Source organism: Arthrobacter sp. B0316-5-4 (genome assembly GCF_059090325.1).
In genome coordinates, this window is the sequence record NZ_JBNHFN010000002.1 from 616,731 (window position 1) to 640,623 (window position 23,893).

21 protein-coding genes are annotated in these 23,893 nt (G+C 62.0%); 6 read left to right on the top strand and 15 right to left on the bottom strand.

Features of this window, described 5'->3' with window-relative positions:
- Positions 1-73: 73 nt before the first annotated feature.
- Positions 74-862: a GntR family transcriptional regulator gene (locus AC5RU9_RS07175; RefSeq protein ID WP_309988650.1), complete on the bottom strand. Its 789-nt coding sequence runs from the start codon at positions 860-862 to the stop codon at positions 74-76.
- A 166-nt stretch (positions 863-1,028) separates the two neighbouring features.
- Here AC5RU9_RS07175 and AC5RU9_RS07180 point away from each other — a divergent pair, with 166 nt between their 5' ends.
- Positions 1,029-1,322, top strand: coding sequence for an HPr family phosphocarrier protein (locus AC5RU9_RS07180; protein WP_494015892.1), 294 nt, complete (start codon positions 1,029-1,031; stop codon positions 1,320-1,322).
- A gap of 147 nt (positions 1,323-1,469) precedes the next feature.
- Here AC5RU9_RS07180 and AC5RU9_RS07185 read toward each other — a convergent pair whose 3' ends face one another.
- The 5 genes from AC5RU9_RS07185 to AC5RU9_RS07205 all read right to left on the bottom strand — a co-directional run bounded on the left by AC5RU9_RS07185 (position 1,470) and on the right by AC5RU9_RS07205 (position 6,643).
- Complete coding sequence (locus AC5RU9_RS07185) at positions 1,470-1,871, bottom strand: cytochrome c oxidase subunit 4 (protein ID WP_211712348.1); 402 nt, start codon at positions 1,869-1,871, stop codon at positions 1,470-1,472.
- The gene (gene ctaD / locus AC5RU9_RS07190; protein ID WP_211712347.1) at positions 1,868-3,592 is read right to left on the bottom strand and encodes an aa3-type cytochrome oxidase subunit I; all 1,725 of its coding nucleotides are present in this window, start codon (positions 3,590-3,592) and stop codon (positions 1,868-1,870) included. The genes AC5RU9_RS07185 and ctaD overlap by 4 nt, the downstream gene beginning before the upstream one ends.
- A 10-nt stretch (positions 3,593-3,602) precedes the next feature.
- On the bottom strand, positions 3,603-4,472 hold the full coding sequence (ctaC, locus tag AC5RU9_RS07195; protein ID WP_211712346.1) for an aa3-type cytochrome oxidase subunit II: 870 nt from the start codon (positions 4,470-4,472) through the stop codon (positions 3,603-3,605).
- A 183-nt stretch (positions 4,473-4,655) separates the two neighbouring features.
- Positions 4,656-5,045, bottom strand: a complete 390-nt coding sequence (locus AC5RU9_RS07200) for a HesB/IscA family protein (RefSeq protein ID WP_211712345.1) — start codon at positions 5,043-5,045, stop codon at positions 4,656-4,658.
- Positions 5,046-5,209: 164 nt separating this feature from the next.
- Positions 5,210-6,643 carry a dipeptidase gene (locus AC5RU9_RS07205; RefSeq protein ID WP_494015893.1) on the bottom strand — a complete coding sequence of 478 codons (1,434 nt, stop codon included), beginning with the start codon at positions 6,641-6,643 and terminating at the stop codon, positions 5,210-5,212.
- A gap of 116 nt (positions 6,644-6,759) precedes the next feature.
- Here AC5RU9_RS07205 and AC5RU9_RS07210 point away from each other — a divergent pair, with 116 nt between their 5' ends.
- Positions 6,760-7,353, top strand: a complete 594-nt coding sequence (locus AC5RU9_RS07210) for a DUF3043 domain-containing protein (protein ID WP_211712343.1) — start codon at positions 6,760-6,762, stop codon at positions 7,351-7,353.
- 71 nt (positions 7,354-7,424) lie between these two features.
- Here AC5RU9_RS07210 and AC5RU9_RS07215 read toward each other — a convergent pair whose 3' ends face one another.
- The gene (locus AC5RU9_RS07215) at positions 7,425-8,504 is read right to left on the bottom strand and encodes a quinone-dependent dihydroorotate dehydrogenase (RefSeq protein ID WP_494015894.1); all 1,080 of its coding nucleotides are present in this window, start codon (positions 8,502-8,504) and stop codon (positions 7,425-7,427) included.
- A 68-nt stretch (positions 8,505-8,572) separates the two neighbouring features.
- Here AC5RU9_RS07215 and AC5RU9_RS07220 point away from each other — a divergent pair, with 68 nt between their 5' ends.
- The 3 genes from AC5RU9_RS07220 (at position 8,573) to AC5RU9_RS07230 (ending at position 12,369) form a co-directional block, all read left to right on the top strand.
- Positions 8,573-10,264, top strand: coding sequence for an FAD-binding dehydrogenase (locus tag AC5RU9_RS07220; RefSeq protein ID WP_494015895.1), 1,692 nt, complete (start codon positions 8,573-8,575; stop codon positions 10,262-10,264).
- Between the two features lie 9 nt (positions 10,265-10,273).
- Positions 10,274-11,299 (top strand): alpha/beta fold hydrolase, encoded by a 1,026-nt coding sequence (locus tag AC5RU9_RS07225; RefSeq protein ID WP_494015896.1) that lies wholly within the window; start codon positions 10,274-10,276, stop codon positions 11,297-11,299.
- A 62-nt stretch (positions 11,300-11,361) separates the two neighbouring features.
- Complete coding sequence (locus AC5RU9_RS07230; protein ID WP_494016068.1) at positions 11,362-12,369, top strand: alpha/beta hydrolase; 1,008 nt, start codon at positions 11,362-11,364, stop codon at positions 12,367-12,369.
- Between the two features lie 30 nt (positions 12,370-12,399).
- Here the strand turns inward: AC5RU9_RS07230 and AC5RU9_RS07235 are convergent, their stop codons facing one another.
- From AC5RU9_RS07235 to leuA, 3 genes are all read right to left on the bottom strand, one after another.
- Positions 12,400-13,224, bottom strand: coding sequence for an isoprenyl transferase (locus AC5RU9_RS07235; RefSeq protein ID WP_494015897.1), 825 nt, complete (start codon positions 13,222-13,224; stop codon positions 12,400-12,402).
- Between the two features lie 2 nt (positions 13,225-13,226).
- Positions 13,227-13,979 carry a DNA repair protein RecO gene (recO, locus tag AC5RU9_RS07240; protein WP_211712337.1) on the bottom strand — a complete coding sequence of 251 codons (753 nt, stop codon included), beginning with the start codon at positions 13,977-13,979 and terminating at the stop codon, positions 13,227-13,229.
- Positions 13,980-14,063: 84 nt separating this feature from the next.
- Positions 14,064-15,803, bottom strand: coding sequence for a 2-isopropylmalate synthase (gene leuA, locus AC5RU9_RS07245; RefSeq protein ID WP_211712336.1), 1,740 nt, complete (start codon positions 15,801-15,803; stop codon positions 14,064-14,066).
- Positions 15,804-16,051: 248 nt separating this feature from the next.
- On the opposite strand from leuA, the gene AC5RU9_RS07250 reads away from it, so the two are divergent.
- Positions 16,052-18,004 carry a M13 family metallopeptidase gene (locus AC5RU9_RS07250; RefSeq protein WP_494015898.1) on the top strand — a complete coding sequence of 651 codons (1,953 nt, stop codon included), beginning with the start codon at positions 16,052-16,054 and terminating at the stop codon, positions 18,002-18,004.
- Positions 18,005-18,067: 63 nt separating this feature from the next.
- On the opposite strand, the gene AC5RU9_RS07255 is transcribed toward AC5RU9_RS07250, so the two are convergent.
- From AC5RU9_RS07255 to AC5RU9_RS07275, 5 genes are all read right to left on the bottom strand, one after another.
- Entirely contained in the window at positions 18,068-19,627 is a 1,560-nt protein-coding gene (locus AC5RU9_RS07255; protein WP_211712334.1) for an LCP family protein, read from the bottom strand.
- 107 nt (positions 19,628-19,734) lie between these two features.
- Positions 19,735-20,697, bottom strand: a complete 963-nt coding sequence (gene era / locus AC5RU9_RS07260) for a GTPase Era (protein WP_494015899.1) — start codon at positions 20,695-20,697, stop codon at positions 19,735-19,737.
- Positions 20,681-22,012, bottom strand: a complete 1,332-nt coding sequence (locus AC5RU9_RS07265) for a hemolysin family protein (RefSeq protein ID WP_494015900.1) — start codon at positions 22,010-22,012, stop codon at positions 20,681-20,683. Before AC5RU9_RS07265 ends, era begins: the two co-directional genes overlap by 17 nt.
- Entirely contained in the window at positions 22,009-22,482 is a 474-nt protein-coding gene (gene ybeY / locus AC5RU9_RS07270) for an rRNA maturation RNase YbeY (protein ID WP_211712331.1), read from the bottom strand. The genes AC5RU9_RS07265 and ybeY overlap by 4 nt, the downstream gene beginning before the upstream one ends.
- A complete protein-coding gene (locus AC5RU9_RS07275; RefSeq protein ID WP_494015901.1) occupies positions 22,479-23,558 on the bottom strand; it encodes a PhoH family protein in 1,080 nt (359 codons plus the stop codon). Before AC5RU9_RS07275 ends, ybeY begins: the two co-directional genes overlap by 4 nt.
- Positions 23,559-23,893: the final 335 nt, after the last annotated feature.

A 23,893-nucleotide genomic window follows, 5' to 3' on the forward strand; every position in this document is an offset into this window, starting at 1 on the left:
GGCTTTTTGCGTCTCCGGCCATGTATCAGGCCAAGCCACGACGACGTCGGCAGGAACCGCCGGTACTCGGCGCCTAGGGTGTCCTGTAGCCCGAGGAGTAGTTCCGGGTAGGGCGGACACCGGGGCGCTGGAGGGGCACCCACAGCTTGTAGCGGTCGGCCCGGTAATACGACACGGAGTAGTCCACCATGGCGCGGGCGACGAACGCATGGCGCTGGATCTTCAGAAGGGGCGAGCCGACGTCGACATTGAGCAGGCGGGCCGTGGATGGCGATGCGGCAGTAGCCTCAATCATGTCCTCGCCCCACTCCATGACCAGCCCAAAACGTTCGCTCAGGACGTTGTACAGCGATGTGGGTGGCGCCTCGTCCAACAAGCCCGGGACGCGGTGGGCAGGGATAAAGTTCTCATCCACGCTCATGGGCTCGTTATCGGCCAGCAGCAGGCGTCGGAACCGCACCAGTGGCGTACCTTCGTCCAGCTGCAATTCGCGGGCCAGGAACGCACTCGCGGCGATCTGCTCAAAACTGAGAACCTTGGCGGCGGGAACCATGCCCCGTCGTTGCATTTCCTCACTGTAGGAGGTCAGCTTGACCTGCAGATCCAGTTTCGGCTTCTTTACGAAGGTGCCAAGTCCGACGACGCGCTCAATGACTTCCTCGCCCACTAACGCGTCAATGGCCTGGCGCACTGTCATCCGCGCCAAGCCGAATCGTTCGGAAAGGTCCCTCTCGGACGGCAGCGAGGAACCCGGAGGACAGGATTGCGCGATGAAGGTCCTGAGGATTTCGCGGAGTTGGACGTAGATAGGCGTTCCGCTGGTCCGGTCGATCTCGCCGGCAATGCTTGCCGCCTCAGGCACGGCTGGTTTCCAGCATGTGAGTCATGAGCTAAGGATAATTCAGTAACGCATCAGGTCTAGACCACTGCTTCCCCGCCCTCCGTACCGGGGGTGGTGGTCGGTCGGGGCAGCTACGCTTATATGGATCATTTCGGACGGAGCATCCGTCGTAACAAAGGAGTTGAGGTTGCCGGAGCTGAAGACGTTCGTCGCTGCCCGGATCGGACTACATGCGCGGGCCGCCGCGATGTTCGTTCGCGCTGTGACAGAGACCGGGCTACCCGTGACGATCCGGAAGCAGGACGGACGCCCTGTCGACGCTCGTTCATTGTTGGAGGTCATGACAGAGGACTTTGCGCACGGATGTGAAGTTGTCCTCGAAGTAGCGCCAGAGGCCCTTACCGGCGATCAGAGTATCCCGATCGCCGAGAACGCACTGGTACAGCTTTCATCCGTCCTGGAGGCTTCCCAGGGCCACTGAACGGCACTCCAGCAGTCCGCAGCGACTGCGCCGGCCACTCAGCACATACAGGGGCCGCATAGGACAGGAACGTCGGTCGGAAAATCGATCTAAACGGAAATGGGCCCCACCTTTCGGTGGGGCCCATCCTTTTGTTCTCAGGTACTGCTAGTGGGCGTGATCGCCACGGCTGTACTCGAAGACCCAGCCCACGAGTGCCACCAGGGCGAGGCCGCCGGCAACGTAGGTGACCCAGAAGCCGATCGCGAGACCCAGGAAGCCGCCCGCACATGCGAGGCCAAGAACCAACGGCCACCAGCTCCAAGGGCTGAAGTGCCCTTGTTCGCCGGCACCTTCGTGAACTTCAGCGTCGGGACGGTCTTCCGGCCGCATGCCGACACGCTTGCCGGTGAACCCAAGGTACGCGCCGATCATGCCGGCGAGGCCACCGACGAGCAGGATCCCCAGGACCCCTACCCACTCAGACCAATTTGTCAGGAAGCCATAGGCGATGGCTACGGGGACGAAGAAGAAGACTCCGGCTCCGAAGAGCCACGATTCAATTTTCATTTGTTGACGTCCCTCTGGTCGGCGTTACCCAGAACAGCTGCTGCGGGTGACGGGGCCTCTGCGGTGTGAACCTGGGCCAACTCGGGGTGGTGGAGGTCCAGTGCCGGGCGCTCGGAGCGGATGCGGGGCAAGGAAGTGAAGTTGTGGCGCGGCGGCGGGCAAGACGTAGCCCATTCCAGTGAGGCACCGAAGCCCCAAGGATCATCAACTTCAACCTTCTTGTTACTGCGCCAGGTGATGTAGACGTTCCAGAAGAACGGCAGCAACGAAGCGCCCAGTACGAAGGAGGAGATAGTGGAGAACTGGTTCATCCACGTGAAGTTATCCTGCGGCATGTAGTCGGCGTAACGACGCGGCATGCCTTCGACACCCAGCCAGTGCTGGATAAGGAACGTGCCGTGGAAACCGAGGAACAACAGCCAGAAGTGGATCTTACCCAGGCGCTCGTTGAGCATCTTGCCCGTCCACTTGGGCCACCAGAAGTAGAAGCCTGCGAACATGGCGAACACAACCGTACCGAAGACCACGTAGTGGAAGTGCGCCACCACGAAGTAGGAGTCCGAGACGTGGAAGTCAAGCGGCGGCGAAGCCAGGATGATGCCCGTCAGACCACCAAAGAGGAACGTCACCAGGAACCCGATGCTCCAGAGCATGGGGGTTTCGAAAGTGATGGAGCCCTGCCAGAGCGTTCCGATCCAGTTGAAGAACTTCACGCCGGTCGGAACCGCAATAAGCATGGTCATGAAGGCGAAGAACGGCAGCAACACTGAACCGGTCACGTACATGTGGTGTGCCCACACAGTGACGGAAAGCGCGGCGATGGCGATGGTGGCGTAGACAAGACCCTTGTAACCGAAGATCGGCTTGCGGCTGAACACCGGGAAGATCTCGGAAACAATGCCGAAGAACGGCAGGGCGATGATGTACACCTCGGGGTGTCCGAAGAACCAGAACAGGTGCTGCCAGAGAACGGCACCGCCATTTTCGGGGTCAAAGATGTGCGCTCCGAAGCGACGGTCCGCGCCGAGTGCGAACAGTGCAGCGGCCAGCGGCGGGAAGGCCATCAGGACGAGGATAGCCGTCACGAGGGTGTTCCAGGTGAAGATCGGCATACGCCACATGGTCATGCCCGGTGCACGCATGCAGATGATCGTGGTGATGAAGTTGACGGCACCAAGGATGGTTCCGAAGCCTGACAGCGCGAGGCCGAAGACCCACAGGTCTCCACCGACACCAGGACTAAACGTGGTGTTGGACAGCGGAGCGTAGGCGAACCAACCGAAGGATGCAGCACCCTGGGGGGTGATGAAACCCGAGACGGCGATGGTGGAGCCGAAGAGGAAGAACCAGAATGCCAGTGCGTTCAAACGCGGGAAGGCGACATCGGGAGCTCCGATTTGCAGGGGCATGATGACGTTGGCGAAGCCGGCGAACAGCGGCGTTGCGAACATCAGGAGCATCACGGTGCCGTGCATCGTGAACATCTGGTTGTACTGCTCTTTGGTCTGCAGGATCTGCATGCCGGGTTCGAACAGCTCAGCACGGATCAGCAGGGCCATGACGCCGCCGAGGCAGAAGAACACGAAGGATGCAATCAGGTACATGTACCCGATGGTCTTGTGGTCCGTGGAGGTGATCCAGTTGACGACGATGCGCCCCTTGGATTTAGGAACTACCGGAGCCTCTAGGATCCCCGGTGCGGATTGAGTGTACGTAGCCACGTCGCTCCCCTTACTTTTCGTTCAGGTTCGGATTGCGGTCGTATTCCGCACCGAGCAGGCCCGTATTGCCTTCCTGGCGAAGCTTGTCCATGTGGGTCTGGAATTCAGACTCGGAGACAACCTTGACGCGGAAGAGCATTTCGGAGTGGTATTCACCGCAGAGTTCGGCACACTTGCCATCGAAGGTGCCCTCCTTGGTGGGAGTGAACCTGATGTAGTTCGTCTTGCCAGGGATCATGTCGCGCTTCTGGAGGAAGGCGGGAACCCAGAATGAGTGGATGACGTCGCGGGAGTTCAGCTCCAGGTCCACGGACTTGCCAACCGGCAGGTACAACGTGGGAAGGAGTTCCTTGTCGACATCGTTCCCGGTCAGGTGGGCCTGGACGCCGGCCTCGTGGAGGTCTTCATTGACGACCTCACCCTTTTTGTAGTTGAAATCCCATGCCCACTGCTTGCCGCGGACGTCAACAACGACGTCGGCAGGCTGCGAACGGTCATCGATCGCACGCTGGTCCTGGTCGGTGAAGTAGAAGAACACCAGCACCATGAACAGCGGAATGGTCAAGTAAAAGACCTCAAGCGGCAGGTTGTAGCTGAGCTGCTTGGGGAATCCCGTGGTGCCCTTGCGGCGACGGTAAGCGATGATGCACCAGACCAAGAGGCCCCACGTGATAATACCGACTGCCAAGGCGGCGATCCATGAGTTGACCCAGAGGTCCATGATCCGGTCAGTGTGGTTGGTCGTGCCGCGCTCTGTTGGCAGCCAACCCTTCTCTACCTCTGGTGAACATCCGGTCAAAACCAACGCGCCGGCGACTGCCAAGCCAGTGATCGAGGTGATCTTTATGCGTCGGCTGCCGGTTCGGTTCTGCGAACTCACAGACGGCCCTTCCTCTTGTTGCTGTCTCCCGGCAGGCGTAAGGCGCACCGGGCACACTAAAAGTTTTACTACCCGATGTAGAGCTTACCGCTATCAAGCGGTTTTCGCGCACATGTCGGCGCCGTGGCTCCCAACGCGTTTTACCGCGTTCGAAGTGGCGCCGACGTGCAGCGACGGCTCACATCAGTGGAATGAATCACCGCAGGCGCAGGACCCGCCGGCGTTCGGGTTATCAATGGTGAAGCCCTGCTTCGAAATGGTGTCTTCGAAGTCGATGCTTGCGCCGCTGAGGTACGGGACACTCATCTTGTCCACCACGACCTCGACGCCGTCATAGTCACGGACGGCGTCGCCGTCGAGCAGGCGCTCGTCGAAGTAGAGCTGGTAGATCAAGCCGGAGCATCCGCCGGGCTGGACTGCAACGCGCAGCCGAAGATCGGTGCGCCCTTCCTGCTCGAGGAGGCTGCGGACCTTGCCTGCGGCGACGTCGGTCAGATTGACCTCGTGCGTGGCCAGTTCGTCGTTGGCGACGACCTGCGTTCCGGTGCTGTTTTCGTTGGTTGCAGTGCTCATTGGCCTACCTTCTTATGAAGCTCTTGGCGGCCGCGCCGGGACGCTGCCTGCCCTTACCCAATTACGTACGGGTTATAGCTAATGCTACGTCGCGCAGACGCTTAGCTATAACTCCTGACGTAACCACCTACGGTATTTACTTGTTCCCGGCGCGCCCTTTTGGTTCAGCCCGCCAGGCCTTCGGCATTGAGCCTGGCCAACATGAACGCTTCTGCAAGCACTGCATGGCGGAAATCGCCGATATGCAGTGACTCGTTGGCGCTGTGGGCCCTCGAATCAGGGTCTTCCACTCCGGTCACGAGGATCTGCACTTCCGGGTACATTTCCAGGAGGTCTGCGATGAAGGGTATGGATCCACCAATCCCCATCTCGACCGGCTCCACTCCCCACGACTCCCCCAGCGCCCAGAGGGCCACCCTGGCCGCTGCCGATGAGGTATCCGTAGAGAACGCGTCGCCCCGCTCCCCCGGGGTAAAGGTCACCTTGGCACCGAACGGGGCATTGGATTCGACGTGCTGCCGCAGGGCGTCCATGGCGGCCTCGGGGTCCTGCCCGGGTGCCAGCCGCATGCTGAACTTGGCACGCGCCGCCGGAATGAGGGTGTTGGAGGCAACATCCACCGCCGGCACGTCCATGCCGATGATCGAAAGTGCGGGCTTGGTCCACAGCCGGGAACCGATAGTCCCGCTGCCGGCGAGCCGCACGCCGTCGAGCACTGACGCGTCGGCCCGATAGTCCGCTTCAGCGAGATCCACGGCCACCTCGTCCCGGCCCACCAGGCCGGCGACAGCGACATTGCCCTCGTCATCATGGAGGGTCGCGATGAGCCGCGACAGGAGGGTTGGGGCGTCGAGCACAGGGCCGCCGAACATTCCGGAATGCACCGCATGGTCGAGCACGCGGACTTCAAAAGTGCCATCAACCAGCCCGCGCAGGCTGGTTGTCAGGGCCGGTACGCCAACTTTCCAGTTGCTGGAGTCGGCAACAACAATCACGTCAGCACGCAAAAGTTCGCGATGCTCCTCAAGGAAAGTCCTGAAGGTGGGTGAACCCGCTTCTTCCTCGCCTTCGAAGAAAAAGGTCACCCCCAGGCCGAATGCCTCGCCCAGGACATGGGTGGCGGCACTGTAGGCCGCCAAGTGGGCCATGATTCCTGCCTTGTCATCAGCGGCGCCGCGACCATACAACCGACCATCACGTTCCTCCGCAGAGAACGGCTCCGAATCCCACAGTCCGCGGTCTCCGGGAGGCTGCACGTCGTGGTGCGCGTACAGGAGGATGGTCGGCTTGCCTTCCGCTGCAGGACGGCGCGCGACGACGGCAGGGCCGCCGGGGGTGCCGTCGCTTTTGTCGCAACGAAGGATCCGGACGTCTTCCATGCCGGTTGCTTTCACCAGTGCGGCAACAGCTTCGGCGCTCTTGTCCAGTTCCGAAGGGTCGAAGCTGGGCCAGGCAATGCCCGGTATGGCAACCAGGTCTTTCAAGGAGGCCAGAGTGGTGTCGAATGAGTCATGGACCGCCCGGGAAAGTGCCTCCACCGGGGTAGCGCCGGAGTCCAGGTGCTTGTTCTGCGGGGTCTCCGCATGTGCTGAAGTCATGGGCCACACTTTACCGCTGGGCATTCTCCCGGCGGGGCAGGCTCGGGGCTGCCCTTTGGAGCGCCGGCAACCGGAGGCGTAACCTGCGCCACCTCGGTGCGGGGTATTCTGTAGGGGTGTTCGGACGCAAAAAGGAAGAGCCCAGCGCTCAATCAGTAGTAGACCAGGCCTATGCCACCGCCCAGGAGCCCGTAGCCGGTAAGGGCGCCCCCACGCCCAGGCGGAAGGACCAGGAGGCAGCCCGCAAGCGCCCGCTGGTGCCCACCGACCGTAAGGCTTCCAAAGCGGCGGAACGGGTGGCCATCCAGGACCAGCGGCAGAAGATGCGGCAGGCACTGGATACGGGTGACGAAAAATTCCTGCCGCTTCGGGACAAGGGTCCCCAGAAGAGGTATGTCCGCGACTACGTCGACGCACGGTTCAGCCTGGGCGAGTACCTGATGTTCGGCGCCCTGTTGTTTGTTGTCATCTCCTTGATCATTCCCACCACGAGCGCGGGTATCAGTTACGTCCTGGTGGGCTTCTGGATCATGTTCCTCGCGGTGTTTGTCGATGTTTTCATCCTCTCGCGCAAGTTGCGGAAGAAGCTCACTGAGAAGTTCGGCGAAGTAGAGCGTGGCTCCGTCTGGTACGGATGCATGCGCGCCCTTCAGTTCCGCAAGCTTCGCCTGCCCAAGCCGCAGGTAAAGCGCGGGCAGTACCCGGCCTAAGGCCCCGACCCCTGTCAAATGAATGAAGGCCCCGGACCATGGTCCGGGGCCTTCATTCATTTTGTTCTAGGTTAGCGGCCTGAGGCCTGCCGGAGTTTCACGAGGCCCTTGTTGATCCGAGCCGCCCAGAACGGACCTTCGTAAAGGAAGGCGGTGTAGCCCTGTACCAGCGTGGCGCCGGCCTCAAGACGTTCGTGGACATCCTGCGGTGATTCGACGCCCCCCACTGCGATCAGCACGAGGTCATCGCCTACAGCCCCCTTGAGCCTGCGGAGGACCTCCAAAGACCGCTGTTTGAGGGGCGCCCCCGACAAGCCTCCGGCACCGATGGATTCCACCTTGGCAGTTTCAGAAGCGAGCCCTTCGCGGGAGATCGTTGTGTTGGTCGCGATGATTCCATCCAACTTGAGGTCCAGCGCGAGCTCGGCTACATCGTCGATGTCTTCGTTGGACAGGTCCGGGGCGATCTTGACCAGCAGTGGTACGTGGCGTCCGGCGGCTTCGTCCGCAGCGTCGCCGACGGCCCGCAGCAACGGACGCAGGGTCTCCACGTTCTGCAGCAACCTGAGGCCCGGAGTGTTGGGTGAACTGACGTTGACTACGAGGTAGTCCGCGGCAGGAGCCAGGCTACGGGCGCTCACCAGGTAGTCCTCCGTGGCGTCGTCGAGGTCCACCACCTTGGTCTTGCCGATGTTCACCCCGATGATGGGCCTGGTGTCCCGGTGGGCTTTCTGCAAAGCAGCCCGTGCGGACTTGAGGCGGGGCGCAACAGCAGCAGCGCCGTCGTTGTTGAATCCCATCCGGTTGATGACAGCCCGGTCCTCGATCAGGCGGAACAGGCGTGGTTTTTCGTTGCCCGGCTGCGCTTGGCCCGTGATGGTCCCCACTTCGACGTGGCCGAAACCCAGCTCCGTCAGGGCCTCAATACCGTGGCCTTCCTTGTCGAAACCCGCTGCCAGTCCGAACGGCGACGGGAAGCTTAGGCCCAGCGCTTCGGTGCGGAGCGAAGCATCGGGGGCGGTCATGCGGGCAAGGACGCGCCCGGCGCCCGAGCGGTGGGCTGCACGGATTCCCTGGAATCCGATCTTGTGGGCCTTCTCGGCATCCATCCAGGAGAAAGCCAACTTAAAGAATGTGGGGTAAAAACGCATGGTCTTAGTTTTGCGGTTCGCGGACAACTCGCCAAACCCATGACCGAACCTGGCGCTAGCATGTACGCATGCCGCCGGAAAATAGTGACGCACATCATCCCCATCGCCACAGCAACAGGATCGCTGCCGACGTCGTCGTGGTGGGGGCGGGCCTGTCGGGTCTCGTTGCTGCCGCCACAGCTTACGCAGCGGGCAAGTCGGTGGCCATCCTGGACCAGGAACCCGAAGCTTCGGTTGGCGGCCAGGCGCATTGGTCCTTCGGCGGCCTCTTCATGGTGGATACGCCGGAGCAGAGACGGCTGGGTGTGAAGGACAGCAAGGACCTCGCACTCTCCGACTGGCTGGCATCCGCCGCTTTCGACCGACCGGTGGATTCGAATGCCCTGGAGTGGGCCGAAGCCTATGTGGACTTCGCCGCCGGTGGGAAGCGTGCCTGGCTGAAGAGCCTCGGGGTTGGTATCTTTCCGCTGGTCCAGTGGGCGGAGCGGGGAGGATACGGGCCACAGGGACACGGCAATTCGGTACCCCGCTTCCACGTCACCTGGGGCACGGGACCAGCACTGGTGGAACCGTTCCTGGGAAAGGTGCTCGAAGGCGTCGAAGCCGGAAGGGTGTCGCTCCACTTCCGGCACAGGGCCCTGGCCCTTGCCATGACAGCCGGCAAGGTGGCTGGCGTTGTCGGAGAAATCCTGGAACCTTCGACGGCGGTGCGGGGCCAGGCCTCGTCCAGGCTCGCCGTTGGGGAATTCGAGGCTTCGGCCGGAGCGGTTGTGGTCACCACTGGGGGCATAGGCGCCAACCATGGAGCAGTCCGACGCCAATGGCCTGGGGGCAGGCCGCCGGCGCACATGCTCAGCGGCGTGCCCGCGTCAGTCGATGGTGAATTCCTTTCAGTGGTGCAATCCGCCGGCGCCGCCCTGATTAACGGTGACAGGATGTGGCACTACCCGGAAGGTATCCATAACTACGATCCCGTGTGGCCGATGCACGGCATCCGCATCCTTGCCGGGCCCTCATCCTTATGGCTTGATGCGGAGGGACACCAACTGCCCGCGCCGCTGTTCCCGGGGTATGACTCGCTTGGCGCCCTCCGTCACATCGTGACAACAGGCCACAGCCATTCGTGGTTCGTCCTCAACCGCACCATTGCCCTGAAAGAACTCGCTCTGTCAGGTTCCGAACAAAACCCGGACCTGACTGGCAAGGACGTCAGGCTCCTTGCGTCGCGGTTGAGGGCGGGAGGCGACTCCCCCATCCAGCGGTTCCTGGACCGGGGCGTGGACTTCTTGCAGGCGGCCACCCCCGGGCACCTCGCATCAAAAATGAACCATTTAGTGGGCGAAGACCTGATACAGCGCGATGCACTGGAGTCCCTTGTGAGCGCCCGGGATCGCCAGGTGGCAAGCGGGCTCGGCAAGGATCCGCAGCTTGCAGCCATCAGGGCAGCGAGGCGGTTTGCCACCGACAAGCTGATGCGGGTGGCTCCCCCGCACCGCCTGACCGACCCTGCGCACGGTCCGCTTATCGCCATCCGGCTGTCGGTGCTGACCAGGAAAAGCCTGGGTGGCCTCCGGACAGACTTGGCGTCCAGGGTGATGGACGACGAAGGACGAGCCATTCCCGGGCTCTACGCCGCCGGAGAAGCTGCCGGGTTCGGCGGCGGAGGCATCCACGGCTACCGGGCACTGGAAGGGACGTTCCTGGGCGGTTGCCTCTTCACCGGAAGGGTAGCGGGAAGGCAGGCAGCCGCTTTTGTCTAAGCTGGAGCCATGGAGTGGACCGCTGACATCCTGGGGACCGGCTTCCAGTCCTGCAGCATCGATGCCGCAGGACCGGATGGCGTGGTCCGTCATGCCACGCTGATCCGTTACCGGGCAGATCCGTTGCCCCAGGCAGCAAGCGATGTAAACGATTCGGCGCGACGGCTGGGCGTTGTCCTGTTCCTGCACGGCTGGAGTGACTACTTCTTCAATACCGAGCTCGCGGAGTTTTGGTCGGGCCAGGGATATGAGTTCTATGCGCTGGACATGCACAACCATGGACGAAGCCTCCAGCCCGGACATCCCGGTGGTTATGTTGCCAACCTGACCGACTACGACGCCGAGATCAACCAGGCCATCGAGGCGATTCGCCAGGACCGTTCAGGGTCCCGGGCGGAAAGCCTGACACTCATGGGTCACTCCACCGGTGGGCTCGTAGCCGCCCTCTGGGCGAGCCGACACCCTGGAATGGTCCAGTACCTCATTCTCGACAGTCCCTGGTTGGAGATGCATGGCAGTTCAATGGTCCGCCGGGCAGCGCACGCCATGGTGGCGCCTTTGGCGAGGTTTCGCCCCGAAACCGTCCTGAAATTGCCGGAACGCGGATTCTACTTCCGCAGCATCAGCAGTTCCGCAGAGGGCGAATGGCACCTGGACGAGAAGTACCGGCCTCCTATGGCCTTTCCCGTTCGGGCTGGATGGCTCAGCGCCGTCTTCGCCGGCCAATCCCAGGTGGCCCGCGGGTTACATCTGGAAATGCCCGTCCTGGTCCTGATGTCTTCAGCCAGCGCCAACGGCATGGTGTGGCAGGAATCCATGCGCCGTTCAGACGCCGTGCTCGATGTCGGCGTCATGGCATTGCGGGCCATGGCACTGGGCCGGACCGTCACTTTGGAGCGAATCGATGGCGGCCTCCATGACGTTTTCCTGTCTGCACCAGCCGTACGGAAGGACGCCTACGGCCGCCTGGCCCGATGGATCAAGGGCTTCATGCAGGACGAAGCACCGGATGAACAACACAAGGGGGACACGTGACCGCTCCAGGAGAAACCGAGACCAGATGGAAGAGTGACATCCTGGGCCACGGCTATGAATGCATGGACCTGCCACTTAAGCCCGATGAAGAGGGGCATGTCAAAGCGACGCTGGTCAGGCATGCACCTCCCGTCAGCCACCCTGCCCCGCAGGGTGTCCTGGACTTCCTGGTGTCCTTTACCAAGCGCAAGCGCCGCTCCGCGCCGGCAGATCCGGGAGGCGCCCCGAGGGCGGTCCTTTACCTGCACGGATGGGCGGACTACTTCCTCCAGACCGAACTCGCCGAGTACCTCACAGCCTCCGGCTTCCACTTCTATGCGTTGGACCTACGTAAGTTCGGCCGGAGCCTCCTGCCCGGACAGACCCCCGGGTACACCTCCGACCTCGGCGTTTACGACGAGGACATGGCGGCAGCCCTGGTGGAGATCGAACGTGACGTGATGGCCCGGACCGGCAACAGCACAGCGCCCACCATCCACATGGTTGCCCATTCCCTGGGCGGCCTCATCGCAGCTCTATGGGCTGACCGTAATCCAGGCAGAGTGGGCACCTTGGTGCTGAACTCGCCGGGGCTGGAACTGCAGGGAAGCAGCTTGGTCCGAAGTATCGCCATGCATTTGGTGGAACCTTTCGCCCGCACCGACCCGAAACGGCCCTTCAGGTTCCCCGAAATGCCGGCGTACTGGGAGAGCGTCAGCAACGAAGCCCACGGCGAGTGGATCCTGGATCCGGTCTGGCGACCACGGGCTTCCTTCCCTATCCGGGCGGGTTGGACCAAAGCCGTACTCGCGGGGCACGCCGCGGTGGAACGCAAGCTCAACATTGACGCGCCAGTATTGGTTCTTTTGTCCGGAAGGACGCGAATCCAAGCCGAATGGACGGCGGACCTCATGCGGGCCGACGCTGTCATCGACGTCGAGGAAACCTCCCGGCGCGCTTTGGGCCTGGCACGGCGAACAGCTGTGTTCCGGTACCCCGGCGCCCTGCACGATGTGTTCCTGTCCCGGCGGACAGTACGTCAGCAGGCCTACCGCGACGTCGCGGTCTGGCTTGCGGCCTACCCCTACTGAGTTGGCGCAACGCCAGTTAACTCGGCCATGCTATTTGGCGACGGGTGCGGCATCGACTGCCCCGCCATAGCGGCGATCCCGCTTGGCGTAGATCTCCACAGCCTCCCAGAGCGTCCGCCTGTCGACGTCCGGCCACAGCGTGTCCATGAAAACGAACTCCGCGTAGGCTGACTGCCAGAGAAGGAAGTTGGAGAGCCGCTGCTCGCCCGAGCTGCGAAGGAACAGATCCACGTCCGGAAGGTCGGGTTCGTCCAGGTACTTCTGGATGGTCTTCTCCGAGACGGAGCCGGGCTTCAAACGCCCCGCGGCAACATCGTGGGCAATGGCCGAGACGGCATCCGCGATCTCCGCCCGTCCGCCGTAGTTAACACACATGGTCAACGTACAGGTGTCGTTGGCGCGCGTGTAGTCCTCGGCCTCTTCCAATTCCTTGATCACCGAACCCCACAACCGTGGCCGACGACCCGCCCAACGGATCCGGACTCCCCACTCATCAAGCTGATTGCGTTGGCGTCGTAGTACGTCCTTGTTAAATCCCATGAGGAACCGGACTTCTTCAGGCGACCGCCGCCAGTTCTCGGTGGAGAAAGCATAGACGCTGACGTACTTGATGCCGAGTTCGATCGCACCCGCCATGACGTCCAACAGTGCCGGTTCGCCTGCCTTGTGGCCCTCAATCCGGGGCAGCCCCCGCTGGTTGGCCCAGCGCCCGTTGCCATCCATGACGATGGCCACGTGCTGGGGTATGAGCTCACTCGGAATTTTTGGTGGCACTGCCCCTGAAGGGTGACCATAAGGCGCCACCACCGGTGCCGTCCTCGCAACTGTTGACTTGTTCTTCTTGCCAAGTGCCACTGTCAGCTTCGCTCCACATGTTTGAGTGATTTCACGGCGCGTTCCAAATGCCATTGCAGGTAACTGGCCACCAGCCCCGCACTTTCCCTGCGATGCCGGGGATCCGAAACATCGGCGACGCCCCAGTTGCCTGTCAGCAACGCTCCGAGGAGTTCCACGGTCTCCGGCGCGGGGGCCGGGGACCCCGGCGGCCGGCAATCGCTGCACACCATTCCGCCCACCGGTGCCGCAAATGCGGTGTGCGGGCCTGGACGGCCGCAACGGGCACAATCCGTAAAACTCGGCGCCCAGCCCCCGGTGGCCAGGGCCCGAAGCAGATACGAATCCAGAATGAGCTCGGGAGGATGGTCGGAGCGGCTCAATGCGGCCAAAGCCCCAACCAGCAGGTTGTATTGGGCGGTCCCCGACTCGGTGTCGGCATCCGTCAATTTCTCGGCCGTCTCGGTCATCGCGGCGGCCACAGTGAATCGGCCGTAATCGGCGGCGATATCGCTTCCGTAGGCACCCTTGGCGACGGCTTGCGTCACTATGTCAAGTGTCCGGCCAGCGACCAGTTGCAGGTCTGCGACCATGAACGGCTCGAGGCGCGCACCGAATCGGCTGCTGGTTCTCCGGACTCCCTTGGCAACGGCCCGGACCTGCCCGTGGTGCTTGGTCAAAAGGGTGATGATCCTATCCGCCTCGCCCAGCTTATGGGTGCGGAGCACCACGGCATCGTCCCGATAGGACCGTGCTGCAAACGACGGATTGGCCACAACTAATCTTTGCACTTCGCCCGGGTCCGGCGTGACCGCCAGACGGTGTGGTGACTGAAAATCCAGTCACCACACCGCAGGAACCTATGCTTGGGCGTCGCGGACTGCCCGGTTTACCGCCGAAATCAAGGCCTTCAGCGATGACGTCGTGGTGCTGGGGTCGATCCCGACTCCCCACAGGACGCGTTCACCCACAGCGCATTCGACGTACGCTGCCGCACTCGCGCTGCCGCCTTCGGACAGCGCATGCTCGCTGTAGTCGAGCACCCGGACGTCTACGCCGTCATGGTGCAGGATGTCCAGCAGCGCCGCGATGGGACCGTTGCCGTGGCCTGTGCGTCGCACTTCGGCGCCGTCGATCCTGAGGTTCGCATTCATGGTCATGGCACCGGATTCGTCGGTCTCGGTGCTCACGCTGCCCAAGGTATAACGGCCCCACTGGGCCTGCTCTTCCTCCGAGGGGAGGTATTCGTCCTGGAAGATCTGCCACAGCTGGGCACCACTGACCTCGCCACCCACAGCGTCGGTGCGTCGCTGGATGACTCCGGAGAACTCAATCTGTGCCCTGCGCGGCAGGTCGAGGTTGTGCTCGTTCTTCAACAGGTAGGCAACGCCACCCTTGCCGGACTGCGAATTCACCCGGATCACGGCTTCGTAGCTCCGGCCGAGGTCCTTGGGGTCGATGGGCAAGTACGGGACCTGCCAGGTGAAGTCGTCCACGGACTTGCCGGCAGCTGCCGCGTCCTTCTCGAGAGCCTCAAAGCCCTTCTTGATGGCGTCCTGGTGCGAGCCGGAAAACGCGGTAAACACGAGGTCGCCACCGTACGGGGAACGCTCCGGAACGGGCAACTGGTTGCAGTACTCCACCGTGCGGCGGACTTCATCGATGTCGGAGAAGTCGATCATGGGATCAACGCCCTGCACGAACATGTTCAGGCCCAAGGTCACCAGGTCTACGTTGCCGGTGCGCTCTCCGTTGCCGAACAGGCAGCCTTCAATCCGATCTGCACCCGCCAGGTATCCGAGCTCAGCAGCAGCTACTCCGGTGCCGCGGTCGTTGTGCGGGTGCAGGGAGATGATAATTCCCTCGCGGGGGTGCAGGTTCCGGTGCATCCACTCTATGGAGTCTGCGTAGACGTTTGGCGTTGCCATTTCCACCGTGGCGGGCAGGTTGATGATGACCTGCTTGTCGGCGGAGGCCTCAAAGACATCAGCAATGGCGTTGCAAACGCGGGCTGCATATTCCAGCTCGGTTCCCGTGAAGGACTCGGGCGAATACTCGTACGTGATGTGCGTGTCCGTCAGCGTCTCTTCGTACTTCTTGCAGAGACGGGCTCCCTGCAAGGCGATATCCATGATGCCGTCTTCGTCCTGGTTGAAGACAACCCGCCGCTGCAGCACCGAGGTGGAGTTGTACAAGTGGACAATGGCCTGCTTGGCCCCCACCAAGGACTCATAGGTCCGTTCGATCAGGTGCTCGCGTGCCTGGGTCAGGACCTGGATGCTGACGTCGTCGGGAATGTGGCCGCCTTCAATGAGCTGCCGAACGAAATCGAAATCGGTTTGGGAAGCCGAGGGGAAACCAACCTCGATCTCCTTGTAGCCCATCTTGACGAGCAGCTGGAACATCTTCAGCTTGCGTGCCGGACTCATGGGATCGATCAGGGCCTGGTTTCCGTCCCGCAGGTCAACGGCACACCAGCGAGGGGCTTTGGTGATGACCTTGTCCGGCCATGTGCGGTCCGGAACCTCTACAGTGATCTGGTCCTGGAATGGCAGGTAGCGGTGAATCGGCATACCGGAGGGCTTTTGTGCATTACGCATGATGTGGCCTTTTCTGTAAAGAACTAAGTGAAAGCTTAGCCGGACACAACGGAACTCCGCGGCGAGGATGGCCCAGCGTCAGATAGCTTTCAGGCCTCGCCGCGGCAGCTAAGAAGAAGCATTTCCGCACGCACAAATTCACAGTAACACGATGCGTATGATGACAGTGCAACACCTCATGCAACGTCCACTATGCAGACGCCACCACGGTGGAAACGCCGGCTGCAGCGTCCACACAAGGAGCCACAGTGCCACAGTCGGGGATCACTCTTTCCAACATCGACCACAACGTCCGGCCCCAGGACGACCTTTACCAACACGTCAATGGCGCGTGGCTCAACAGCACGACCATCCCTGACGACCGGCCGCTGGAAGGTACCTTCACCGCGCTGCGGGACGGCGCCGAGCTGGCCGTCAAGGCGATCATCGAGGAAGCTGCCGCGAAGGCAGACTCAGCTACCGGCGTCGAACAGAAGGTCGGTGGCCTGTACGCCAGCTTCATGGATGAAGCCGCGGCCGAGGAAAAAGGATTCGACCCGGTCCGCGGCAGGCTCCAGGAGGTTGAATCCGTTGACTCCCCGCAGGAATTGGCGGCGCTGATCGGGCGATCGTTCCGGTCCGATGTCTCGGGCCTGTTCTCCATCTACCCGGCGCCGGATGCTGGAAATCCCGAGCGCATCCTTCTCTATATCGGTCAGGGCGGCTTGGGGTTGCCGGACGAGTCGTACTACCGTGACGAAAAATTCGAAGCGATCGTGGCGGCCTACGGTAAGTACATTGCCGCCATGTTCAACCTCGCTTCCATCCCTGATGCACAGGCCGCCTCTGAACGCGTGGTCGCCCTCGAAAGGGCCCTTGCCTCACATCACTGGGACAACGTCACGCTGCGGGATCCGCAAAAGACCTACAACCTCAAGACCGCAGACGAGGCCCGGGCACTGTTTCCCTTGCTGGACACGTGGTTCGAAACTGCACGCGTGGACCCGGCCAAGCGGACCGAGCTGGTGGTCAGCACGCCGGACTTCTTTGCCGGTGCCGCTGCACTGCTGGAATCCGAACCGCTTCAAACGTGGAAGGAATGGCTGACCCTGCGCATACTGAGCTCGGCAGCCCCGTATTTGTCGTCCGGTTTCGTCGATACCAACTTCGACTTTTACGGGACCACGCTCAGCGGAACGCCCCGCAACAAGGAGAGGTGGAAGCGTGGCGTTGCAGTGGTGGAAGCTGCGCTGGGCGAAGCCGTAGGCCAAATCTACGTTGAACGGCACTTCCCTCCCGGTCACAAGGCCCGGATGGAGACACTGGTGGGAAACCTCATCGAGGCCTACCGGGACAGCATCTCCGCCTTGACTTGGATGAGCGAAGAAACCAAGGTTGAAGCCCTCAAGAAACTCCAGGCGTTCCGGCCCAAAATCGGCTTCCCGGAAAAATGGATCGATTACTCTGCCGTCGAGATCGACCCCACTGACCTCCTGGGCAATGTTGAGCGTGCGCACAATGCCGACGTCGACAGGCACCTTGACGAGATCGGCAAGCCCGTCGATCTCACCAAGTGGCTGATGACGCCACAGACCGTCAATGCCTACTATCACCCGATGCTGAACGAAATCGTCTTTCCCGCCGCCATCCTCCAGCCGCCGTTCTTCAACGCGGACGCAGACGACGCCGTGAACTACGGTGGCATCGGGGCGGTCATCGGACACGAAATCGGCCACGGGTTCGACGATCAGGGCTCACAGTTCGACGGCACGGGCGCCCTTCGGAACTGGTGGACCGAAGAAGACCGCACTGCCTTTGAGGCCCTCACTACCAAACTGGTGGCACAGTACGACGCCCTTTCCCCCTACGCAGCCCCGGACCACAAGGTGAACGGCAAGCTGACACTGGGCGAGAACATCGGCGACCTGGGTGGCCTCGCCATCGCCTACAAGGCCTACCTGCTCAGCCTGGACGGAGCGGAGCCGGAAGTCATCGACGGTTTCACCGGACAGCAGCGGTTCTTCATGTCCTGGGCAGCCGGCTGGCGCCAGGTGATCCGAACCGAAGAAGCGATCCGGAGGCTGGCCACTGACCCGCACTCCCCCAACGAGTTCCGCACCAACGCCATTGCCCGCAACCTCGACGCTTTCCACCAGGCGTTCTCCGTGGGCGAGGGCGACGGTATGTGGATGGAACCCGGAGAACGGGTCAGCATCTGGTAATTGGCTGGCAACAGCACAGAAAGAGGCCGGGCCACATGGCCCGGCCTCTTTTGGCTTCATCGTCTATTGGTCGATATACAGCGGATTGACCTGCTGGCAGACGGCGTCGCTGGCTGTCTGGTTGACGACGTCCGGCGGTACCGAAGCAGCACCGTAGACAGAGCCCGTACCGAAGTCGGTGCCTACATAGAGCTGAACCCCGGCAACTCCAGCTGCCTGCTGGACCTGCGCGGCCGGAATGCCGTAGAGGGTAGCCACATCAGCGGCCACATCCGCAAAACCGGCTCCGTAATAGACCACGGTCTGGTCCACCGGGTTCGCCAGGTAGGACACCGCCTGGGCGAAGCCGTTGCCCGTGAGCACAGCCATTACTTCCTGGGCCCTGGCAGCAATTCCGCTGCCATTGGCGACCGCGACCGGCTGGATGGCCTTGTCGTAGGCGGGCGCGGCCGGCGTCGTAGCCGTTGGCTGCGCTGTCGGGCTTCCGGAAGCAGCCGGGCTTGACGTAGCGCCCGGCGAGGTCAGGTCAAGGTCGGCCCGCAGCGCCGAGAAAAGTTGCGATGCCTGTGGTTCCGCCAGCTCCAGCCGGTTCGGATCGATGGCAGCGGGCTGGGTGGGAACAGCGACGAAAGCCACCTTGGAGACATCAATGTCCTTCAGGCGCCCGCCGATCGTCAGCAGGGACGGCACGGAAGCCAGTCCGTCGTCCACCGTGAGGTTCTGCGTGACGACGTCGGCAATTTGCAGCAGCCGCTGTGGGTTGCCCAAAGTACCTTCGTCCTTGAGTTTCCTGGTCAGGGACGAAAGGAAGGCCTGCTGGCCCTTGATCCGTCCGAGGTCGCCACCGTCGCCGAACGCATGCCGGGTTCGCAGGAACGCCAAAGCCTGTTCGCCCTCAACCTGGGAAGTGCCCTTGGGCAGGCGAAGGCGGGAGTCCGGATCGAAAACGGGATCGCTGACGCAGACGTTGACGCCACCAACCGCTTTGGAGAGTTCCTTGACGGCGTTGAAGTCCGCCATCATGAAGTGATCAATTTGCAGGCCCGTCAATTTGTTGACAGTGTCCACAGCGCAGCCAATGCCGGCCTCGGCCATGGCTTCGTTGATCATCACGCCACTTCTGGCAGGGAAGGTCTGGTTGTTGGTGTGGTCGGTGCACTGCGGCACATCAACCAGCAGGTCGCGGGGGAAGCTCATGACATTGACGCGCTTGTTGTCCGCGGAAATGTCCAGCAGCATCATGACATCGGAATGCCCATAGCCGGTGGAGTCCTCCGAGCTGCCATAGTCGGAGTTCTTTCCATCACGGGTGTCCGATCCAAGAATGAGGATCTGCAGCCGGTCGGTCTTGTCATTTGCCGCCGCTACCCCCGAATCCCGGTTTTCGCCGGCGCTGAGGGGGGCTTTGGTGATGTTCGACTGAAGGCGGATAAACCAGAACGCGGCAAAGGCGACGCCGGCGACCAACGCCAGGGAAACCACACCGGTCGTAATTTTCAACCAGAGCGGCAGTCCCTTGCGTTCCTTCATGTGCCGGGGGGTGCCATCAGCATCCTCCCCATGGCGTCCCGCAACGGGGCCGGCGGTGCCGGTGCCCTGCGGGCGGGCGTCACGACGTCGCACTATTCGGTTTACCTTTCCTCAAACACCTGAATCTCCGCAATCATAGTTGCCGATTCTGGGAAGTTCCTTATCGGATCAACACTGCGCAGGATCGTGTCCCGGCAAACCTAGAACCCGAGTTTCACCAGCTGCTTGGGATCGCGCTGCCAATCCTTGGCCACCTTGACGTGGAGATCCAGGTAAATCCGGGTGCCGAGAAGGGTTTCAATGCCCTTGCGGGCATTGGTTCCCACTTCCCGCAGGCGACTCCCACCCTTACCGATGATGATGGCTTTTTGGGACGGCCGCTCAACGTAAAGGTTGACCCGGACATCCAGCAGCGGATTGTCCTCGGTTCGGCCTTCGCGGGGAACGATCTCTTCGACCACTACCGCCAGGGAGTGCGGAAGCTCGTCCCGGACGCCCTCCAGGGCAGCCTCCCGGATCAATTCGGCGATCATCACTGCCTCTGGCTCATCAGTGAGCTCACCGTCAGGATAGAGCGGGGGCGACGGCGGCATGTGGCTGATCAGGACATCGGCAACCGTGGAGACCTGGAAGCCGTCCGCTGCCGAAACCGGGACAATGTCTGCCCAGCCCTGTTCGCCCAAAACGTCCCGGCCCAGTTCGGCGACGGCGAGCAACTGCTCCGTCAACGCCTGCCGATCCACCAGGTCGGTCTTGGTCACGAGGGCAACGATCGGTTTGCGACCCACTGCGGCCAGCTGCGCAGCAATGTACTTATCGCCCGGGCCGATTTTCTCGTTGGCCGGAAGGCAGAAACCAATGGCATCAACTTCGGAAAGGGTGTCGGCCACCAGATCGTTGAGGCGCTTGCCGAGCAACGTGCGGGGCCGGTGCAGGCCCGGCGTGTCCACGAGGATCAGCTGCGCGTCTTCGCGGTGCACGATTCCACGGATGGTGTGGCGCGTGGTTTGCGGCTTTGCCGAGGTGATGGCCACTTTCTGGCCCACCAACGCGTTGGTGAGGGTTGATTTGCCGGCATTGGGCCGGCCAACCAGCACGGAGAAACCTGCGTGGAAGCCGCCGAAGTCCTGATCGGCGTCGAATTTCTTATTTTGCTTGCTCACGTGGAACTCCCTGTTGCGTTGAGTCGGCGTCTTCGAGGAGGTCCTCAAAGTCAGTGTCTTCCTTTGGAATGGCTGCCGCAATGATGTGGCTGACCCTGTTTCGGCGACCCTCAAGCCTATCGGCCCTAAGCGACACTCCGTTCACTTCAACAGAACTTCCCACAATCGGTACCTGCCCGAGTGCCTTGGCGAGGAGGCCACCGACAGTGTCTACCTCGTCGTCGTCGAGGTCCATATCGAACAATTCACCCAGGTCATCGATGCTCATCCGTGCGCTGACCCGGTACGTGCCGTGCCCAAGGTCCACGGCCTCTTCGGCAGCAGCGTCGTATTCGTCCACGATCTCACCAACGATTTCCTCGATGAGGTCCTCAAGGGTGACCAGGCCCGCGGTGCCACCGTACTCATCGATAACGATGGCTACGTGGGTGGATTCCTGCTGGAGTTCCCGCAGGAGGTCGCTCACCGGCTTGGACTCGGGGACGTAACGGACATCCCGGGCGAGCGAGTCGACGTCGTGGGCCTGGAGACCGGATTCCGTGCGATGGAGGGCCGCGGCCACGTCCTTCAGGTAGAGGATTCCGCGGATCTGGTCCGTGTTTTCGCCGATCACGGGGATTCGTGAGTAGCCCGAACGCAGGAACAGGCCCATGGCCGTCTCCAGGTCCGAGCCGGTTCCGATGCTGACAATGTCAGTCCGGGGCACCATTACTGAGCGCACCAGGGTGTCGCCGAAATCGAAAACGGAATGGATGAGTTCAGCCTCGTTGTCCTCGATCATGTCCGACTCGGCTGCCCGGTCCACGAATTCGCGGAACTCTTCTTCGCTGACGAACGCGTCATCTCCCGCCGGAGCACCCGGCGCCACTGCCTGGCCGAGTGCCACAAGCCACCCGGGAATGGGCCCAAGGATCCAGCAGAGGAACCTGATCAGGGGCGCGGTGAACCGGACGACCGGCCCCGAGTGGGCCCGGCCCAATTGCCGCGGGGAAACCCCTACCAGCACAAATCCGATGACGGCCATGATGCCCGTGGCTGCCAGGCCCGCAAGCCACACGTTGTCCAACAGGCTGTGAAGGACGACGGCGACCGCAACCGCGGCCGCCATCTCGAACCACACCCGCCAAAACCGCAGTGCGCGCATGTGCGCGACGGGGTTCCTCAGGATGCCGCCCAGGGCCTTGCCCTTGCTTCGGCCAATGGATTGTTCGGCTTCGTGCCGGGGCAGGAAGTTGAAGGCAGCCTCCGCTGCGGTCAGCAAGGCAACGAAGCTCAGGAAAACCAGCGCCATGCCGACCAGGATGATCGAGGTCACTGCATGGTCTCCATGGGGGCATCCTTGCCCAGGAATTCAGACAGCAACTCACGCTGCAAACCGAACATTTCTGCTTTCTCGTCAGGCTCTGCATGGTCGAAGCCCAGCAAGTGGAGAATGCCGTGGGTGGTGAGCAACAGCATCTCGTCCTGCGTGGGGTGTCCCGCGTTGCGCGCCTGGACCTCGGCAACCTGCGGGCAAATGGCGATGTCGCCCAGCATGCCCTGGGGCGTCGGCTTGTCCGGCGTGCCCGGCGTCAACTCGTCCATCGGCACCGAGAGAACATCCGTGGCCCCGGGTTCGTCCATCAGCTCGATGTGCAGCTTCTCCATGGCAGGCTCGTCCACCAGCAGGATGGACAGCTCGGCTTGGGGGTGGATGTAGAGACGCTCAAAGATGAAGCGCGACAACGTCACCAGCTGGGCCTCGTCCACCGCGACGCCGGACTCGTTGTTTACTTCGATGCTCATTTACGTTCTCCACGCTTGTGATGGGTGTTGGCGTCGGCGCGGTGCGCGTCATCCCAGTTGCTGTACGCCGAGACGATGTCGGCTACCAAACGGTGCCTGACGACGTCGGCGGCTTCAAGGATCGAGAAATTGACGTCGTCGATGCCCTTAAGGATTTCCCTGACAATCCGAAGGCCGGAGGTGGCACCGAACGGAAGGTCGATCTGCGTGACGTCTCCGGTGACCACCATCTTGGAGCCGAAGCCGAGGCGGGTCAGGAACATCTTCATCTGTTCCGGCGTGGTGTTCTGCGCTTCGTCAAGAATGATGAAGGCGTCGTTCAATGTGCGGCCACGCATGTATGCCAAGGGGGCCACCTCAATGGTCCCGGCAGCCATCAACCGCGGGATGGATTCAGGATCCATCATGTCGTGCAGGGCGTCGTACAGCGGACGAAGGTAGGGATCGATTTTGTCGCTCAGCGTCCCGGGAAGGAAGCCGAGGCGCTCCCCCGCTTCGACGGCCGGTCGCGTCAGGATGATCCTGCTGACTTCCTTCGTTTGCAGGGCCTGGACAGCTTTTGCCATGGCGAGGTAGGTCTTGCCCGTACCGGCCGGGCCGATTCCGAAGATGACCGTGTTGTCGTCGATGGCATCCACATAGTTCTTCTGGTTCAGCGTCTTGGGGCGGATGGTCTTGCCCCTGCTGGAAAGAATGTTGTGCGTCAGTACGTCGGCCGGATTCTGCACGGATTGCGTGCGAAGCAGCGAGACAAGCTGCTGAAGTACGTCAGGAGTCACCAGCGTCCCCTTGGACACCAGCCCGCGGACCTCCTCAAGGAGGCGCATCACGCGGGAGATATCGGTGGACGGACCTGTCATGGAGAGTTCGTTGCCGCGGACGTGGAAATTGACGCCCTCGAACTGTTCCTCGATGTAGCGCAGGGCTTCATCGTGGCTGCCCAACGAGTGAACCATCTGGTCGGAGTTGTCGAACGTGACAATTTCCGTGCGCGTGCCCGGTAAGGTGTGCGGGAACTCAGTGGGCGGCAGGTTGCCGTTTCCGGTCCTGAGCCGCCCGTTCAAAGATTCACTCATAGTGTTGGCCGTGGGGCCTGTTCTCCTCCGTTTGGATGGTGTCCTGGCAATAATCCTACGCCAGCCGGTCCCGGATGGACCTCATCGAGTGGCTCCCTTCAAGCCCGCAAACGGATCGCCGACATTTTGTCTCAACTCGGCATCAAGCCGGTATCAATCATGTTTCAGTTGCCCCGGGTCCCCTCATTCCCGGCCGACCGCCGTCGGCAGTGTGCCAAGCTGGCATAGCGGGTGGACACGACACCCCGCAGCCCAGCCGACCCGGCAGAGGGTTGCCAACGACGCACGGCAGGACAGGAACCCCCATCAGTAAGCAAGGAAACACCGCGCAGAGC